This window comes from Roseomonas sp. GC11, from assembly GCF_024437745.1.
GTDB lineage: Bacteria > Pseudomonadota > Alphaproteobacteria > Acetobacterales > Acetobacteraceae > Pseudoroseomonas.
Genome location: NZ_JANFNY010000021.1, coordinates 18,770 through 34,305, shown reverse-complemented (window position 1 = coordinate 34,305; position 15,536 = coordinate 18,770). Strand labels below are relative to the sequence as shown.

Sequence of the window (15,536 nt, the reverse complement as noted above, 5' to 3'; positions counted from 1 at the left end):
CAGTCCCCGGCTTGAAAGCCCACTGATGGCGGGGTCCGGGGGGACCCTGTCCCCCCGGCGGGGTTCCAGGGGCGGCGCCCCTGGAGTCTCTTCCCGTTTCTATTCCCCCAGAAGCTGCCAGCCGCCATTGCGGATGACGGCCATCACGCGGGCGCGGTGGTCCTGCCCGACATGGTCGGTGGGGGACATATTGGCGACGCCATTGACATAGACGACGTTCCGCAGCCCTTCGAGCGCGTCGCGCAGGGCGGCGCGGAACTCCGGCGTGCCGGGCGCGGCGGCACGCGCGGCGACCGGAATGGCGTGCTGCAACAGGATGCCGGCATCATAGGCATAGGAGCCGAAGGCCGAGACGCTGCCCGCGCCATGCACCGCCTCATAGGCATCGCGATACTGCCTAGCGATGGCGCGCGAGGGGTGGCTTTCCGGCAGCTGGTCCGCCAGCACGACCGGCCCGACGGGGAGGATGGTGCCCTCGACCTCCCGCCCGCCGACGCGGAGGAAATCGGCATTGGCGACGCCGTGGGTCTGGTACAGGGGGCCGCGATAGCCGCGCTCGCGCAGGGCCTTGGCCGGCAGGGCGGCGGGCGTGCCGGCGGAGATGATGAAGACGGCATCCGGCCTGGCGGCGGCCAGCTTCAGGGCCTGGCCGGTGGCGCTGGTGTCGGTGCGGGCATAGCGCTCCTCGGCGACGACGCGGATGCCGCGCGCCTCCAGCAGCGGGCGCATGGTGGCGATCCAGCCATCGCCGTAAGAGTCGCTGACGGCGATGACGCCGAGGCTCTTCACGCCCTGGGCGGCCATGGTGTCGGCCACGGCGCCGGCCATCAGCGCGTCGTTCTGCGCGGTCTTGAAGACCCAGCGGCGGCGTTCATCGACGGGGGCGACGATGGCGGCGGAGCCGGCCAGGGAGATCATGGGCACGCGCTGTTCCGCCGCCACCTCGACCATGGCGAGCGAGGCGGGGGTGACGGTGGACCCCACCACCGCATCCACCCGGTTGTCGGTGATCAGCTTGCGCATGCTGGTGACGGCGCGGGTGGTGTCGGAGCCATCGTCGAGGATGATCCATTCGACGGGCAGGCCGCCGATCTCGCGCGGCAGCAGGCGGATGGAGCGGCCCTCGGGGATGCCGAGCGAGGCGCCCGGGCCGGTTTCGGACAGCACGACGCCGACCCGGATGGGGTCGGCGGCCTCGGCGGCCGTCGCCAGGCCAAGCGCCAGCAACAGGCCCGCGGCGAATTTCCGCATGGACGTTTTCTCCTCCTTGGACGTGCCGGGGCTTCTTTGGCCCCGCCTCTGGACAGCAGAATTGACCGGCCGGACGGTCAAATCAAGCAATTTCCCCGGCCGGACGGTCCGCCCCAGCTTGCCAGCACCGCCCCGGCAGCGCCATTGCAGCCCTCCCGACCCGCCGTGCCGGAGCCGCCATGTCCCTCCCCCGCCCCTCCCCGAGCGCGGCGCCCCTCCCTGCTCCCGCGCTGTCCGGCCTGCTCGCCCGGCTGCCGCGCCCGCCGCGCACCGCCTCGCTGATCATCACGCTCTATGGCGATGTGGTGGCACCGCGCGGCGGCTCCCTCTGGCTGGGCAGCCTGCAGGCGGTGCTGGACCGCTTCGGCCTGAATGAGGGCCAGGTGCGCACCGCCATGTCGCGCCTGGTGGAAGAGGGCTGGCTGGCGCGCAGCCGGCAGGGGCGGCTCTCCTTCCACCGCCTGGGCGCGCGGGGTGAGGCGGAATTCGCCGCCGCCGCCCGCCGCATCTATGCCGCGCGGTCCCCGGACTGGGATGGCCGGCTGCATTTCGTCCTGGCCGAGGCGGCGGAGCAGCGGGAGGCGCTGCTGGCCCAGGGCTTCGCGCTGGTGGCGCCGGGGCTGCTGGCCTCGCCCTGGCGGGAGCCGCCGGCGGGGCTGCCGGCCTTCCGCGCCGAGGCGCGGGATGCGGCGGCGCTGGCGGCGGTGGGCCAGGCCTTCCCGCTGGCGCCGCTGGCGGAGGGCTATGCGGCGTTCCTCACGCTCTTCGCCCCGCTGCGGGAGGCGCCCATTCCCGCGCCGCTGGAGGCGCTGACGCTGCGGCTGCTGCTGGTGCATGAGTTCCGCCGGCTGGTGCTGCGCGACCCTGGCCTGCCGGAGGCGCTGCTGCCGCCGGGCTGGCCGGGGCGGGCGGCACGGGCGCTGGCGGGGGCGCTGTATCACCGCCTGCTGCCCGCCGCCGAATCCTGGCTGGAGGCGGAGGGCCGGGGCGAGGGCGGCGCGCTGCCGCCGCCGGGGCCGGAACTGGCGCTGCGCTTCCGCGAACGCGTTACCGATTTATCTTGAATGCCGTATTTTATGTGACATATCCTCCCGCAAAACCGCCCCCCCCGCGCGCCAGAAACGCCGGGAAAAAGGGCGGGGAGGAGGCGACCCCATGTACACCCAGGCGCTGAACCAGCGCGACGCTGCCCCCGCCGCCACCCCCGAGGATGCGGCGGCACTGGCCCGCTTCCAGGCCCGCATCGATGCCGATGAGCGCATCGAGCCGAATGACTGGATGCCCGCCGCCTATCGCCGCACCCTGGTCCGCCAGATCAGCCAGCACGCGCATTCCGAGATCATCGGCATGCAGCCGGAAGGCAACTGGATCACCCGCGCCCCCAGCCTGCGCCGCAAGGCCGCGCTGCTGGCCAAGGTGCAGGATGAGGGCGGGCATGGCCTCTATCTCTACGCCGCCGCCGAGACGCTCGGCGTCTCGCGTGAGGAATTGTCGGCGCAGCTGCTCTCCGGCGCCGCCAAATACAGCTCCATCTTCAACTACCCGACGCTGAGCTGGGCCGATATCGGCGCCATCGGCTGGCTGGTGGATGGCGCGGCGATCATGAACCAGATCCCGCTCTGCCGCTGCAGCTACGGCCCCTATGCCCGCGCCATGATCCGCGTCTGCAAGGAGGAAAGCTTCCACCAGCGCCAGGGCTATGAGCTGATGCTCGCCCTCAGCCGCGGCACCGCCGAGCAGAAGGCGATGGCGCAGGACGCGCTGAACCGCTGGTGGTGGCCCTGCCTGATGATGTTCGGCCCGCCCGACAGCGAGAGCCAGCATTCGGACCAGTCCATGCGCTGGGGCATCAAGCGCTTCAGCAACGACGCGCTGCGGCAGAAATTCGTCGATGCCACGGTGCCGCAGGGCCATTTCCTCGGCCTCAGCTTCCCCGACCCCGCGCTGCGCTATGACGCGGAGGCCGGCCACTGGCGCTTCGGCGCCATCGACTGGGCGGAGTTCCGCCGCGTGCTGGCCGGCGATGGCCCGTGCAACCGCCAGCGCCTGGAAACCCGCCGCCGCGCCGAGGCGGAGGGCGCCTGGGTGCGCGAGGCCGCCCTGGCCCATGCGGCGAAGCGCCGCGCCCGCGCCGCCACCCCGCCCCTCGCCGCCGAATGAGCCCCGCCATGGCCGAGAATCCCATGCCCCAAAACGCCATGCCGCAAAACGTCATGCCTCTCTGGGAAGTCTTCATCCGCAGCCGCACCGGCATGGCGCACCGCCACGCCGGCAGCGTGCACGCGCCGGATGCCGAAATGGCCCTCCAGGCGGCGCGCGACACCTATACCCGGCGTGGCGAGGGGCTTTCCCTCTGGGTGGTGCCCTCCGCCGCCATCATCGCCAGCGACCCGGCGGACAAGGCGGAGTTCTTCGAGCCCACGGCGGAAAAAATCTACCGCCACCCGACCTTCTACGAGATCCCGCCCGAAGTCGGGCATATGTGAGGGCGGGCGCCATGACGACCATCACCCTCGCCGAGCCGCCGCGCGTGCTGCACGCGCTGCGCCTGGCCGATACCACCCTGGTCCTCGGCCACCGCCTGTCGGAATGGACCGGGCAGGCGCCGATGCTGGAAGAAGAACTGGCCCTGGCGAATATGGGGCTGGACCTGATCGGCCAGGCCCGCGCCCTCTACACCCATGCCGCCGCACTCGATGGCCAGGGCCGCACGGAAGACGACCTCGCCTATTTCCGCGACGCGCCGCAATACCGCAACCTGCTGCTGGCCGAGCAGCCGAATGGCGATTTCGCGCAGACCATGCTGCGGCAATTCCTCTACGCCGCCTTCGCCCTGCCCTTCTGGAACGCCATGGCGGCCTCCGCCGATGCCGTGCTGGCCGCCATCGCCGCCAAGGCGGAGAAGGAAATGGCCTATCACCAGCGCCACAGCGCCGCCTGGGTGGTGCGGCTGGGCGATGGCACGGCGGAAAGCCATGCCCGCCTGCGCGCCGCCCTCGATGCGCTGTGGCCCTTCACCGGCGAGATGTTCGAGGTGGACGAGGCGGAACGCGGGCTGATCGCCCAGGGCATCGCCATCGATCCGGCGGCGCTGCGCCCGGCCTGGGAGGCCAGCATCGCCCGCGTCTTCGCCGAGGCCACCCTGCCCCTGCCCGCCGCCGGGCGCTGGATGCAGAGCGGCGGGCACCATGGCCGGCATGGCGAGCATCTCGGCCACCTGCTGGCCGTCATGCAGTCCCTGCCGCGCGCCTACCCGGATGCGCGGTGGTAGCCATGAGCGGCCTTGCCCCTGCCGGCGACACTCTGCGCGCCGCCGCCCTGGCCGCCGCCGCCACGGTGCCGGACCCGGAGATCCCGAGCCTCAGCATCGCCGATCTCGGCGTGCTGCGCGATGCGCGGCTGGCCGAGGATGGCGCGGTGGAGGTGGACATCACCCCCACCTATTCCGGCTGCCCGGCCATGGCGATGATCGCCTTCGAGGTGGAGGCCGCGCTGCTGCGCGCCGGGCTGCCGCGCCCGCGCGTGCGCACCGTGCTCGCCCCCGCCTGGACGACGGACTGGATGACCGGGGAGGCGCGCGAGAAGCTGCGCCAAGCGGGCATCGCCCCGCCGCCGCCGGGCGCCGGGCGGGCGGCGCTGCTCGGCCTGGCGCCGGACCCCGCCTGCCCGCGCTGCGCCTCGGCCGACACGGAGCGGCTCAGCGAGTTCGGCACCACCGCCTGCAAATCCCTCTGGCGCTGCCGCGCCTGCCGGGAACCCTTCGACCATTTCAAATGCATCTAGCCGGGAGGCGGCGATGAACGCCCTGACGACGCGCTTCCACAGCCTGCGCGTCACCGCGCTGCGGCGCGAGACCCCTTCGTCCATCAGCCTCACCCTCGCCGTGCCGGAGGAACTGCAAGAGAGTTTCCGTTTCACGCCGGGCCAATACCTGACGCTGCGCACCGTGCTGGAGGGCGAGGAGGTGCGGCGCAGCTATTCGCTGTGCTGCGCGCCCTCCGAGGGCGTGCTGCGCATCGGCATCAAGGCGGTGGAGGGCGGGCGCTTCTCCCACTGGGCCAATACCAGCCTTGCCGTGGGCGACAGCATCGAGGTGATGCCGCCCGAGGGCCGCTTTGGCCTGCGGCCCGACCCGGCGCGGGTGCGCGCCATCCTGGCCATCGCCGCCGGCTCGGGCATCACGCCGGTGCTCTCCATCCTCGGCGCGCTGCTGGAGCAGGAGCCGGGCAGCCGCGCCGTGCTGCTCTACGGCAACCGCAGCAGCGGCGACATCATGTTCCGCGAGGCGCTGGACGACCTGAAGGACCGCCATCTGGGCCGCCTCAGCGTGGTGCATGTCCTCTCGCGGGAGCGGCAGGAGCTGGAGGCGCTGCATGGCCGGCTGGATGGCGCGCGCATCGCCGCCCTGCTGCCCGCCCTGCTGCGGCCGGAGGAGATCGACACCGCCTTCCTCTGCGGCCCGGATGGCATGACGGAAGAGGCCGCCACGGCGCTCGCCGCCTATGGCGTGCCGGCGGCGCGCATCCAGCGCGAGCGCTTCACCCCCGCCGCCGGCACCACGCCGCGCCGCGCTGCCCCGGCGGTGGAGGCCACGCCCGCCGCCCTGGCCGAGATCACCGTGGGCGGCATCACCCGCGCCGTGCCGGTGGCCCGGGGCGAGACCATCCTGGAGGCCGGGCTGCGCGCCGGGCTGGATCTGCCCTGGTCCTGCCGGGGGGGCATGTGCTGCACCTGCCGCTGCAAGGTGACGGAGGGCAGCGCCGCGATGGAGGTGAACTACTCCCTGGAGCCGGACGAGGTCGCGGCGGGCTTTGTCCTGAGCTGCCAGGCACGGCCGGAGGGGGAGAAGATCATCGTGGATTATGATTGTTTATAATAAAGAATTCTTCTTTTTCTGAAGAAAAAGAAGCAAAAAGACTTCTTTCCGTTTAGCGTCCCGCCTCAGGCCTGAAGCGGGACGCCAACTGAAAAAAGTTTTTTGGTTCTTTTTTTCAAAAAAGAACTCTTACCGATTATTCTCCTTCCGCCATTCGGCGAAGCGCGCGAGGTTGCTTTCCTCCGTCGGCGGATAGAGGCCGAGGATGGACTGCCCGGCGCGCACCTGCTCGGTGACGAAATCCTCGAAGGCCGTCATCTCGGTGGCCTCGGCGGCGATCTCATCGGCCAGATGGGCGGGGATGATGATGACGCCGTCATTGTCGCCCACCACGACATCGCCCGGGAACACCGGCGCATCGCCGCAGCCGATCGGCACGTTGATCTCAATGGCCTGATGCAGCGTCAGGTTGGTCGGCGCGGAGGGGCGGTGGTGGAAGGCAGGCATGTCCAGCGTGGCGATTTCCGCCGAATCGCGGAAGCCGCCATCGGTGACGACGCCGGCCACGCCGCGCTGCTGCAACCGCGTCACCAGGATGCCGCCGGCCGAGGCGGCGCGGGCATCCTTGCGGCTGTCCATCACCAGCACGGCGCCGGGGGGGCATTCCTCCACCGCCTTGCGCTGCGGGTGGCCGCGGTCGCGGAACGCCTCCAGCCTGTTGAGGTCCTCCCGCGCCGGCATGTAGCGCAGGGTGAAGGCCTCGCCCACCATGCTCTCCGCCAGCGGGTGCAGCGGCCGCACATCCTGGATGAACTGGCTGCGGAAGCCGCGCTTGTAAAGCGCCGTGGCCAGGGTGGCGGTGCTGACGCGCTTCAGCTTCGCGCGGGTCTCGTCACTCAGCGGCATTGCCGGGGCTCCTGCGGTCAGTAGATGGCCGGCTCGCCGATGGGCGCGCCGAACTCGGTCTTGAGGAAGTCGAAGTCGCAGCCTTCATGCGCCTGGCGGATGTGGCGGTTGAACATCCAGCCATAGCCGCGCTCGAAGCGCGGCGGCGGCGCCACCCAGGCGGCGCGGCGGCGGGCCAGCTCTTCCTCCGGCACGCGCATGTTGATGCTGCGCGCGGCCACGTCGATCTCGATGATGTCGCCGGTTTGCAGCAGGGCGAGCGGGCCGCCGATATAGCTCTCCGGCGAGACATGCAGCACGCAGGCGCCATAGCTGGTGCCGGACATGCGCGCATCCGAGAGGCGCAGCATGTCGCGGTGGCCCTGCTTCAGCAGCGCGCGCGGCATGGGCAGCATGCCCCATTCCGGCATGCCCGGGCCGCCCTGCGGGCCGGCATTGCGCAGCACCAGCACGTGATCGGGCGTGACGTCGAGATTCTCGTCCTCCACGGCCTTCTTCATCGACGGATAGTCGTCGAAGACGAGGGCCGGGCCGCTGTGGCGCAGGAAGCGCTCCTCCATGGCGGAGGGCTTGATGACGCAGCCATCCGGCGCGAGGTTGCCGTGCAGCACGGCCAGCGCGCCCTCGCCATAGATCGGGTTGTCGAGCGGGCGGATCACATCGTCATTCGTCACCTTCGCGCCGGCGATGTTCTCCCCCACGCTGCGCCCGGTGCAGGTCAGCGCCGTGGTGTCGAGATGGCCACGGATGCGCTCCATCAGGGCGCGGATGCCGCCGGCGTAATAGAAATCCTCCATCAGGTAGGTGGTGCCGCTCGGCCGCACATTGCCGATGACGGGCACGCTGTGGCTCAGCCGCTCGAAATCATCGAGGCCGAAGCCGGTATGGCCGGCGCGGCGGCCCATGGCGATCAGGTGGATCAGCGCGTTGGTGGAGCAGCCCATGGCCATGGCCACGGCCACGGCGTTGCGGCAGGCGGCTTCCGTCGCGATGCGGGTGGGGACGAGGTCTTCCCACACCATCTCGACGATGCGCCGCCCCGTCGCGGCGGAGAGGCGCGGATGGTTGGAATCGGGCGCCGGCACGGAGGAGAAGCCGGGCAGGGTGAAGCCCAGCGCCTCGATGATCGCCGTCATCGTGCTGGCCGTGCCCATGGTCATGCAGGTGCCGTGGCTGCGGGCGATGCCCTGCTCCACGCCCGTCCAGTCCTCGGCGGTGATCTTGCCGGCGCGCAGCTCATCCCAGTATTTCCAGGAATCCGAGCCGGAGCCGAGGACCTTGCCGTTCCAGTTGCCGCGCAGCATGGGGCCGGCGGGCAGGAAGATGGCCGGCACCCCGGCGCTCATCGCGCCGAGGAGAAGGGCCGGGCCGGTCTTGTCGCAGCCGCCCATCAGCACCACGCCGTCGATCGGCAGGCTGCGGATCTGCTCCTCCGTCTCCATCGCCAGCAGGTTGCGATAGAGCATGGTGGTGGGCTTCATGTAGTTTTCCGGCAGCGCCAGCGCCGGAAGCTCCACCGGGAAACCGCCCGCCTGCAGCACGCCGCGCTTCACATCCTCGACGCGGGCGCGGAAATGCTGGTGGCAGGGGTTGATGTCGGACCAGGTGTTGAGGATGCCGATGATCGGCTTGCCCTTCCAGTCCTCCTCCGACCAGCCCATCTGCATGGCGCGCGAGCGGTGGCCGAAGGAGCGCAGATCGGCGGGGCCGAACCAGCGCGCGCTGCGCAGGCTCTCCGGCGTGCGGATGCGCGGCAGGGGAGAGTTCGTCATGAGGCGGCGTCCGGTCAGTGGTGGCCCGGCACGCCGTCGCGGCGGCGCCAGAGGCCCAGGGGATTGTCGTCGCGCAGCGCGGCGGGGTGCAGGGCCGCCGGCATGTCCTGGTAGCAGACGGGGCGCAGGAAGCGCCCGATGGCCAGGGTGCCGACCGAGGTGGAGCGCCCGTCCGAGGTGGAGGGGAAGGGCCCGCCATGCACCATGGCATGCGCCACCTCGACGCCCGTCGGGTAGCCGTTGAACAGGATGCGGCCCACCTTGCGCTCCAGCACCGGCAGGAGGGCGCGGGCCATCTCCAGATCCTCATCCTGCATCTGGATGGTGGCGGTGAGCTGGCCTTCCAGCTCCTCGGCCAGGCGCAGCATGGTGGCGGTGTCCGGGCAGCGGATCACCAGCGAGGCGGAGCCGAAGACCTCTTCCGCCAGCGCCGGGTCGTCGCGGAAATGCGCGGCGGTGGTCTCGAAGAGGGCGGCCTGGCCCTGGGTGGCGGCGCCGGCCGCGGCGCCGGAGGCGACATGGCGCACGCGGTTGTTGCCGGCCAGCCGGGCGACGCCCTGCTGATAGGCCTGGAGAATGCCGGGCGTCAGCATGGTCTGGGCCGGGGCGGCGGCCAGGGCCTCGCTGGCGGAGGCCAGGAAGCGGTCCAGCGCCGCGCCTTCCACCGCCAGGACGAGGCCCGGATTGGTGCAGAACTGCCCCGCCCCCAGGGTGAGCGAACCGACGAAGCCCTTGCCGATCGTCTCCGCCCGCGCCTCCAGCGCGCCGGGCAGCAGGAAGACGGGGTTGATGCTGCTCATCTCGGCATAGACGGGGATGGGCTCATGCCGGGCGGCGGCGGTCTTCATCAGGGCGATGCCGCCGGCGCGGGAGCCGGTGAAACCCACGGCCTTGATGCGCGGATCCGCCACCAGCCCCTGCCCCACCACGGCGCCCGAGCCGAAGAGGACGGAAAAAACGCCCTCCGGCAGGCCGCAGGCGGCGACGGCGGAGCGGATGGCGCGGCCGACCAGCTCGGAGGTGCCGGGATGGGCGGAATGCGCCTTCACCACCACCGGGCAGCCGGCGGCGAGGGCCGCGGCGGTGTCGCCGCCGCCCACCGAGAAGGCGAGCGGGAAGTTGGAGGCGCCGAACACCGCGACGGGGCCGAGCGGCACATGGCGCAGGCGCAGGTCCGGGCGCGGCAGCGGCGCGCGCTGCGGCAGGGCGGGGTCGATGCGGGCGCCCACCCAGCTGCCCTCGCGCAGTTCGGCGGCGAAGAGGCGGAGCTGGCCCACGGTGCGGCCGCGCTCGCCCTCCAGCCGGCCGCGCGGCAGGCCGCTCTCGGCCATGGCGCGCAGGATCAGGTCATCACCGATGTCGAGGATGGCCTGGGCACAGGCTTCCAGGAAGCGCGCGCGGGCTTCCGGCGTGGTCTCGCGATAGGTGTCGAAGGCGGCCCAGGCGAGGGCGCAGGCCGCGTCCACATCGGCCGCCGTGCCGCCGCCATAGGCGGGCTCCATCGGCAGGCCCGTGGCGGCCTCGATGGCGCGGACGGGCTTGTCCGTGCCGGCGATCGCGCGCGCGCCGATCAGCATTTCACCGGTGAGAGGGCGCGGGAGGGTGTCGGTGGTGGACATGAGGGCGGTCCTGCCTTGCTGGGGTTGGCGTCAGACGGTCGGGAGGAAGCGCCGCGGCGGGCGCGCGGCCTCGGCGACGGGCCGGGACAGAGCAGCAGGGCGAAAGATCTGCGGCATCGTTTCCTCGCTGCGGGGTCGTTGATGCGTTGTTAGCTCCCGCTCCCATCTGATATCTCATATATGAGTTGCCTTCAAGCCACCCCACCACTGTCTCCCGGCCCGCAGGAGCGTGTATGGACCCCGCCATGCCCCCCGATGCCCTGCCCCCCCAGCTCCCTGTTCCTGAGTCCCCCGTTCCGGATGCCTCTGTTTCGGCCCGCGATCCTGCCGCCCCGGCCCAGGGGGATGGCCAGGGGGCTGGCCAGGGCACGGGCCAGGGTGCCGCCGGGCTGCCACCGCTCGGCCCGCGCAGCTCGGCGGCCGATCTCGCCTATGCCTATCTGCGGCAGGCCATCATCACCCTCGCCCTGCCACCGGGAACGGCGCTGTCCCGCCCCGGCATCGCGGCGCATCTCCAGGTGAGCCAGACCCCGGTGCGCGAGGCGCTGCTGCGGCTGCAGGAGGAAAAGCTGGTGGAGGTGGTGCCGCATTCGGCCACGCGGGTGGCCTGCATCGACCTCGACGATGCGCGGCAGGGCCATTTCCTGCGCCTGGCGGTGGAGGTGGAGATGGTGCGGCAACAGGCGCGGCAGGCGGCCGCCGGGGGCGGGCCGGAGGGGCTGGCCCGCGCGCTGCCGGCGCATCTGGCGCGGCAGCGGGCGCTGCTGGCGGTGGGGGACGAGCCGGGCTTCGCCGCCGCCGACGATGCCTTCCACGCCGCCTTCTACGCGGCGGCGGGGATGAGCGGCCTCTGGCGGATGATCCACACCCATAGCGGCCATCTCGACCGGCTGCGCCGCCTGCACCTGCCCAGCCCCGGCAAGGCGGAAGCCATCCTGCGGGCGCATGAGGCGCTGGCCGGGGCGGTGCTCGGCGGCCGGCCGGAAGAGGCGGAGGCGCTGCTGCGCGCCCATCTCTCCGATACCTTCACCCGGGTGGAGGAAATCCGCCGCGCCCATCCGGTGTTCTTCAGCCTCTGATATCTCAGAGGATGCTGGCTATCCTCTTGAGAGGGGCTTCGCCCCTCTCAAACTCTCCCGACCAAAGGCCTGAGGCCTTTGGAAACCCTTCAGGGGGCACCTCCTGAAGGCGGGTGCAGGGGACCCCGTCCCCTGCCCAAGGGAAAGAAGGGGGGAGTTTGAGGGGGCAAAGCCCCCTCAGGCCCGCGCCATCAATCGTCGAAGAAGGGCGTCTCCTCCTCCGGGGTGCCGCGCAGGCGGATGTCGAAGCGGAAGCGGCGCAGTCCTTCCACCTTCTCCGCCTCCTCCAGCGCCAGGAGATGGGCGCGGCGCCCGGGGGGGACGAGGGTCATCACCGGGTCCGCCGCATTGGCCGGCGCGAAGGCGGGGAAGAACAGCACCGTCTGCGCCCGCCGCATCAGCCCCGCGCCCATGACGGCGAGGTTGATATGCGGCGCGCGCGGGCCGGCCGGGTCGGCATAGCCGCCGGGCAGCAGGGTGCGGAAGGAATACCACCCGTCCTCATCCGTCCAGGCGCGGCCCCAGCCGAGGAAATCGGGGTCGGCCAGGGCGTGGTCCGGGTCGGCGGGGTGGCGGAAATGGCCACCGGCATCGGCCTGCCAGGCTTCCAGGATGGAATTGACGCAGGGCTCCCCGCCCTCGCGCGTCACCCGGCCATGCAGCAGGATGGTCTCGCCGCGCTGGCTCGGCGCGGCCGTGGCGGAGAGGCGGGTCAGGTCATTGTCGCCCGCGCTGAAAAAGGTCCGCGGGAAGAAGGGGCCGATGGTGTGCTGCGAGCTGGGCGGCAGCGGGGCGGTGAGGCTGTCCGGCATGGGCGGCGTCCCTCTCAGGCCTCGGGCGTGGCGTGGCGGCCACGCAGGACGATGTCATGGGTGAAGGCCAGCCAGCCATCGCCGACCTCCGCCGGGTGGGTCTGCCGGGCGATCAGCCGGGCGCGCGCCGCCGGGTCGTGGATCGAGTGCAGGATGCGGTCCCATTCATTCATCGGGTCGCCCGGGAAATACATCTGCGTCACCAGCCGGGAGAGCGAGGAAGGGCCGAGGATGGAGAAATGCACATGCGGCGGCCGCCACCAGGTGTCCTTCACCGGCACGGGATAGGCGCCGGGCTTGATGGTGAAGAAGGCGTAGCGGCCCTCCTCATCGGTGCGGACGCGGCCATTGCCGACGAAGTTGGGGTCGAGCGGCGCGGCGCGCTGGTCGATCGGGTGGAAATAGCGGCCGGCGGCATTGGCCTGCCACAGTTCCACCACGGCGCCGCGCACGGGGCGGCCATCCTCGTCCAGGATGCGGCCGGACATGTGCATGAGCTGCCCCTGCGCCACCCTGCCGGGGGCGGGCATGGCGAGGTTGCTCTCATCGCAGGGCAGCTTGCGCCAGAGGTCGAGCGGGCCGGCCACCTCGGTGCGCGTGGCCGGGCGGCGCAGCAGCGGCTGGGCCGGGGTATGCGTCCAGGTATTGGGGTAGCCCGGCACGGGAACGGCGGGCTCGATGCCCTCCGCCAGGGGCGGGAAGACATCCGGTGCCAGGCCGGGCTTGAGCTGGCCGGGCTTGAGCAGGCCCGGTTTGGGCAGGGTGGGTTGGGTCAGGAGGTCCATGCGGGGTCTCGCTGGCGCGGCGGGAGGTGGCGGGGGCGGGGCATTCATTCGTCGGGGTGGAAGCCGGAGGCGGCGACGATCGGCTTCCAGGCCGCGGTCTCGCGCGCGATGCGCTCGCGGAAGGCGGCCGGGTCCATCGCCAGCGGGGCAATGTCGATGCGGCCGAGGGCCTGGGCGATTTCCGGCGTGGCGGCGGCGGCGGCCAGCGCCTCGTGCAGCGGCTGGAGCACGGCGGGCGCGGCCTGGGCGGGCAGCAGGATGCCGTACCATTCCTCCTGCGTCAGGCCGGGGAAGCCCGCCTCGGCGAAGGTTGGGACAGTGTCCAGCCGGGCCAGGCGCTGCGGCGCGGTGACGGCGAGCAGCCGTGCCTCGCCCGAGCGGTGGAAGGCGGTCAGCTCGCCGATGGGCAGCAGCACGGCCTGCACCGTGCCGGCCAGCAGGTCGGCCACCGCCGGGGCGGAGCCGCGATAGGGCACGTGGTTCATGGTGAGGCCGGTGGCGCGGGCCAGCTCGGTGCCGATGAAATGCGGCATGGAGCCGGGCACGGGCGAGGCCCAGTCCACCGCCGGCCGCCCCTTCCCCCATTCGATGAACTGGGCGAGGTCACGCGCCGGGTGGCGGGCGGAGACGGCGAGGCCGAAGGGAAAGACGCAGACGGGGGTGACCGGCGTGAAGTCGCGCAGCGGGTCGTAGCGCAGCGTGCTGGTGTAGAGATGCGGGTAGATGGTGAGCATCGAGGCCGGGGTGAGCAGGAAGGCATTGCCATCCGCCGGCAGGCCCTTGAGCATTTCGAGGGCGAGGCGCCCGCCGGCGCCGGGGCGGTTATCCACCACCATCTGCAAGCCGCGCGCGGCGCGCACCCGCTCGGCATAGAGGCGGGTGACGCTGTCGGCGGTGCCGCCGGGGGGGAAGCCGACGATGGCGCGGCTGCTGCGCGCCGCCTGGGCCAGGGCCGTGGTGGCGGGCAGGCTGCCCCCAAGGCTGGCGGCGGCGCCGAGCAGCGCGCGGCGGCCGATCCGGTGCGGGTGGCGGGTGGTGGTCATGCGGTTCCTCCCCGGCTGGGGCCTGGGGACCCCGCGGTCTGTTCCTGGACGCTGCGCGGCTTGCCGGATGGCACCGGTGCCGCTTGTGCCCGCAGGCTGCCATAGGGAGGCCTTTATGTCTATAAACTAGTTTTCTGACTTTTAGACACAGCCCTCACGGATGGGTTTCCAAAGGCCTCAGGCCTTTGGTGGCTGCGAGGCACTGCCTCGCAGGTCTGAGAGGGGCGAAGCCCCTCTCAGGCGCGCGGGCCATATTCTCACTCGATGCGCATTCCCGTCTCGCGCACGAAGCGGGCGAAACGCTCCGTCTCCGCCGCCATGTAGGCGGCGAACTCCTCCGGCGAGGAGGGGGTGGGCTCCAGCCCGTTCTGCCCGCACCAGGCCACCATCGCCGGATCGGCCATGATGGCGTGCAGTTCCTCGCTCAGGCGGTCGCGCTGGGCGGCGGGCAGGCCGGCGGGGGCCAGCAGCCCCAGCCAGGTGACGAAGAGGTAGTCGGCCAGCCCGGCCTCGGCCATGGTCGGCACTCCGGGCAGCAGCGGGCTGCGCTGGCGCCCCGTCACCGCCAGGGCGCGCACGCCGCCGGCGCCGATATTCGGCATGGCGGTGATCAGCGTGTCGAACATGCCCTGGATCTTGCCGCCCAGCAGGTCGGTGTTCGCCGCCGCCGCGCCGCGATAGGGGACGTGCAGGATGTCGAGCCCCGCCGCCGCCTTGTACAGTTCCAGCGCGCGGTGCGAGGCGCCGCCATTGCCGGAGGAGCCGAAGGCCAGCGCCCCCGGATGGGCGCGGGCATAGGCCGTCAGCTCCGCCAGGGTGGTGGCGGGCACGGAGGGGTGCAGCGTCAGCGCCAGCGGCGATTCCACCAGCAGCCCGATGGGGGTGAAGTCGCGCACCGGGTCGTAGGTCAGCCGGGGGTAGAGGCTGATATTCATCGCATGGGTGCCGGCGAAGCCCATGTAGAGCGTGTCCCCATTGGGCGCGGCGCGGGCCGCGGCCTCGGCGGCGAGGTTGCCGCCGGCGCCGGGGCGGTTCTCCACGACGAAGGCGCGCCCCTGGCGCTGGCCCAGCGCCTCGGCCACGCGGCGGGCGACGAGGTCGGTGATGCCGCCCGGCGGATAGGGCACGATCAGGCGCCCTGGCTGGCGCCCTGGCAGCCGCCCGGGCTGGGCATGGCCGCCCGGAGCCGGAGCGGGGGCCTGCGCCCGGGCGGCGCGCCCTGGCCAGGGCAGCGGCGCGGCGGCGGCACCGAGCGCGGCACCGAGCAGGGCGCGGCGGCCCGGCCTGGAGGGGGGACGGGTGGCGGACATGGCGTTCTCTCCCCGGCGCCAGGGCTGAGGTGCCTGGCTGCCCTGGTCTGGCGGCGGCGCGGCTTGCCGGTTTTTTCCCGGTGGGAAAGGCTGAAAGAAAACCCTGAAGGGGAAAACCCGGTGCCGCGTCTGCCCGCAGGCTG

The 15,536-nt window shown here is 72.0% G+C and carries 15 protein-coding genes; 7 read left to right on the top strand and 8 right to left on the bottom strand.

Going from position 1 to position 15,536, the window contains the following annotated elements:
• Positions 1 to 99: 99 nt before the first annotated feature.
• A complete protein-coding gene (locus NON00_RS08780; RefSeq protein WP_256019926.1) occupies positions 100 to 1,251 on the bottom strand; it encodes an ABC transporter substrate-binding protein in 1,152 nt (383 codons plus the stop codon).
• Positions 1,252 to 1,430: 179 nt separating this feature from the next.
• Here NON00_RS08780 and NON00_RS08775 point away from each other — a divergent pair, with 179 nt between their 5' ends.
• The 6 genes from NON00_RS08775 to paaE all read left to right on the top strand — a co-directional run bounded on the left by NON00_RS08775 (position 1,431) and on the right by paaE (position 6,127).
• The gene (locus NON00_RS08775; protein ID WP_256019925.1) at positions 1,431 to 2,315 is read left to right on the top strand and encodes a PaaX family transcriptional regulator C-terminal domain-containing protein; all 885 of its coding nucleotides are present in this window, start codon (positions 1,431 to 1,433) and stop codon (positions 2,313 to 2,315) included.
• A 91-nt stretch (positions 2,316 to 2,406) separates the two neighbouring features.
• Positions 2,407 to 3,411, top strand: a complete 1,005-nt coding sequence (gene paaA / locus NON00_RS08770) for a 1,2-phenylacetyl-CoA epoxidase subunit PaaA (protein ID WP_256019924.1) — start codon at positions 2,407 to 2,409, stop codon at positions 3,409 to 3,411.
• A 38-nt stretch (positions 3,412 to 3,449) separates the two neighbouring features.
• On the top strand, positions 3,450 to 3,737 hold the full coding sequence (gene paaB / locus NON00_RS08765) for a 1,2-phenylacetyl-CoA epoxidase subunit PaaB (RefSeq protein WP_256019963.1): 288 nt from the start codon (positions 3,450 to 3,452) through the stop codon (positions 3,735 to 3,737).
• Between the two features lie 11 nt (positions 3,738 to 3,748).
• Entirely contained in the window at positions 3,749 to 4,522 is a 774-nt protein-coding gene (paaC, locus tag NON00_RS08760) for a 1,2-phenylacetyl-CoA epoxidase subunit PaaC (protein WP_256019923.1), read from the top strand.
• A gap of 2 nt (positions 4,523 to 4,524) precedes the next feature.
• Positions 4,525 to 5,034: a 1,2-phenylacetyl-CoA epoxidase subunit PaaD gene (paaD, locus tag NON00_RS08755; protein ID WP_256019921.1), complete on the top strand. Its 510-nt coding sequence runs from the start codon at positions 4,525 to 4,527 to the stop codon at positions 5,032 to 5,034.
• Positions 5,035 to 5,047: 13 nt separating this feature from the next.
• Positions 5,048 to 6,127, top strand: a complete 1,080-nt coding sequence (gene paaE / locus NON00_RS08750; protein WP_256019919.1) for a 1,2-phenylacetyl-CoA epoxidase subunit PaaE — start codon at positions 5,048 to 5,050, stop codon at positions 6,125 to 6,127.
• A 129-nt stretch (positions 6,128 to 6,256) separates the two neighbouring features.
• Here the strand turns inward: paaE and NON00_RS08745 are convergent, their stop codons facing one another.
• From NON00_RS08745 to NON00_RS08735, 3 genes are read right to left on the bottom strand one after another with little or no spacing between them, the layout of a single operon-like run.
• Positions 6,257 to 6,973, bottom strand: coding sequence for a ribonuclease activity regulator RraA (locus NON00_RS08745; protein WP_256019916.1), 717 nt, complete (start codon positions 6,971 to 6,973; stop codon positions 6,257 to 6,259).
• A gap of 17 nt (positions 6,974 to 6,990) precedes the next feature.
• Positions 6,991 to 8,745 carry an L-arabinonate dehydratase gene (gene araD / locus NON00_RS08740; RefSeq protein WP_256019913.1) on the bottom strand — a complete coding sequence of 585 codons (1,755 nt, stop codon included), beginning with the start codon at positions 8,743 to 8,745 and terminating at the stop codon, positions 6,991 to 6,993.
• A 14-nt stretch (positions 8,746 to 8,759) separates the two neighbouring features.
• Positions 8,760 to 10,364 carry an aldehyde dehydrogenase (NADP(+)) gene (locus NON00_RS08735; RefSeq protein WP_256019910.1) on the bottom strand — a complete coding sequence of 535 codons (1,605 nt, stop codon included), beginning with the start codon at positions 10,362 to 10,364 and terminating at the stop codon, positions 8,760 to 8,762.
• 233 nt (positions 10,365 to 10,597) lie between these two features.
• Between NON00_RS08735 and NON00_RS24735 the strand changes: the two genes are divergently transcribed.
• Positions 10,598 to 11,443: a GntR family transcriptional regulator gene (locus NON00_RS24735; RefSeq protein ID WP_305123275.1), complete on the top strand. Its 846-nt coding sequence runs from the start codon at positions 10,598 to 10,600 to the stop codon at positions 11,441 to 11,443.
• Between the two features lie 191 nt (positions 11,444 to 11,634).
• Here NON00_RS24735 and pcaG read toward each other — a convergent pair whose 3' ends face one another.
• From pcaG to NON00_RS08705, 4 genes are all read right to left on the bottom strand, one after another.
• Complete coding sequence (gene pcaG / locus NON00_RS08720; protein ID WP_256019907.1) at positions 11,635 to 12,255, bottom strand: protocatechuate 3,4-dioxygenase subunit alpha; 621 nt, start codon at positions 12,253 to 12,255, stop codon at positions 11,635 to 11,637.
• 14 nt (positions 12,256 to 12,269) lie between these two features.
• Positions 12,270 to 13,040 carry a protocatechuate 3,4-dioxygenase subunit beta gene (locus NON00_RS08715; protein ID WP_256019904.1) on the bottom strand — a complete coding sequence of 257 codons (771 nt, stop codon included), beginning with the start codon at positions 13,038 to 13,040 and terminating at the stop codon, positions 12,270 to 12,272.
• 44 nt (positions 13,041 to 13,084) lie between these two features.
• Complete coding sequence (locus NON00_RS08710; protein ID WP_256019900.1) at positions 13,085 to 14,083, bottom strand: tripartite tricarboxylate transporter substrate binding protein; 999 nt, start codon at positions 14,081 to 14,083, stop codon at positions 13,085 to 13,087.
• Positions 14,084 to 14,340: 257 nt separating this feature from the next.
• Positions 14,341 to 15,393: a tripartite tricarboxylate transporter substrate binding protein gene (locus NON00_RS08705; protein WP_256019899.1), complete on the bottom strand. Its 1,053-nt coding sequence runs from the start codon at positions 15,391 to 15,393 to the stop codon at positions 14,341 to 14,343.
• Positions 15,394 to 15,536 lie beyond the last annotated feature (143 nt).

Excerpts from the sequence above, each read along its gene's own strand:
- NON00_RS08780 (WP_256019926.1), bottom strand. The coding sequence starts at position 1,251 with ATGCGGAAATTCGCCGCGGGCCTGTTGCTGGCGCTTGGCCTGGCGACG.
- NON00_RS08775 (WP_256019925.1), top strand. The coding sequence starts at position 1,431 with ATGTCCCTCCCCCGCCCCTCCCCGAGCGCGGCGCCCCTCCCTGCTCCC.
- paaA (WP_256019924.1), top strand. The coding sequence starts at position 2,407 with ATGTACACCCAGGCGCTGAACCAGCGCGACGCTGCCCCCGCCGCCACC.
- paaB (WP_256019963.1), top strand. The coding sequence starts at position 3,450 with ATGCCGCAAAACGTCATGCCTCTCTGGGAAGTCTTCATCCGCAGCCGC.
- paaC (WP_256019923.1), top strand. The coding sequence starts at position 3,749 with ATGACGACCATCACCCTCGCCGAGCCGCCGCGCGTGCTGCACGCGCTG.
- paaD (WP_256019921.1), top strand. The coding sequence starts at position 4,525 with ATGAGCGGCCTTGCCCCTGCCGGCGACACTCTGCGCGCCGCCGCCCTG.
- paaE (WP_256019919.1), top strand. The coding sequence starts at position 5,048 with ATGAACGCCCTGACGACGCGCTTCCACAGCCTGCGCGTCACCGCGCTG.
- NON00_RS08745 (WP_256019916.1), bottom strand. The coding sequence starts at position 6,973 with ATGCCGCTGAGTGACGAGACCCGCGCGAAGCTGAAGCGCGTCAGCACC.
- araD (WP_256019913.1), bottom strand. The coding sequence starts at position 8,745 with ATGACGAACTCTCCCCTGCCGCGCATCCGCACGCCGGAGAGCCTGCGC.
- NON00_RS08735 (WP_256019910.1), bottom strand. The coding sequence starts at position 10,364 with ATGTCCACCACCGACACCCTCCCGCGCCCTCTCACCGGTGAAATGCTG.
- NON00_RS24735 (WP_305123275.1), top strand. The coding sequence starts at position 10,598 with ATGGACCCCGCCATGCCCCCCGATGCCCTGCCCCCCCAGCTCCCTGTT.
- pcaG (WP_256019907.1), bottom strand. The coding sequence starts at position 12,255 with ATGCCGGACAGCCTCACCGCCCCGCTGCCGCCCAGCTCGCAGCACACC.
- NON00_RS08715 (WP_256019904.1), bottom strand. The coding sequence starts at position 13,040 with ATGGACCTCCTGACCCAACCCACCCTGCCCAAACCGGGCCTGCTCAAG.
- NON00_RS08710 (WP_256019900.1), bottom strand. The coding sequence starts at position 14,083 with ATGACCACCACCCGCCACCCGCACCGGATCGGCCGCCGCGCGCTGCTC.
- NON00_RS08705 (WP_256019899.1), bottom strand. The coding sequence starts at position 15,393 with ATGTCCGCCACCCGTCCCCCCTCCAGGCCGGGCCGCCGCGCCCTGCTC.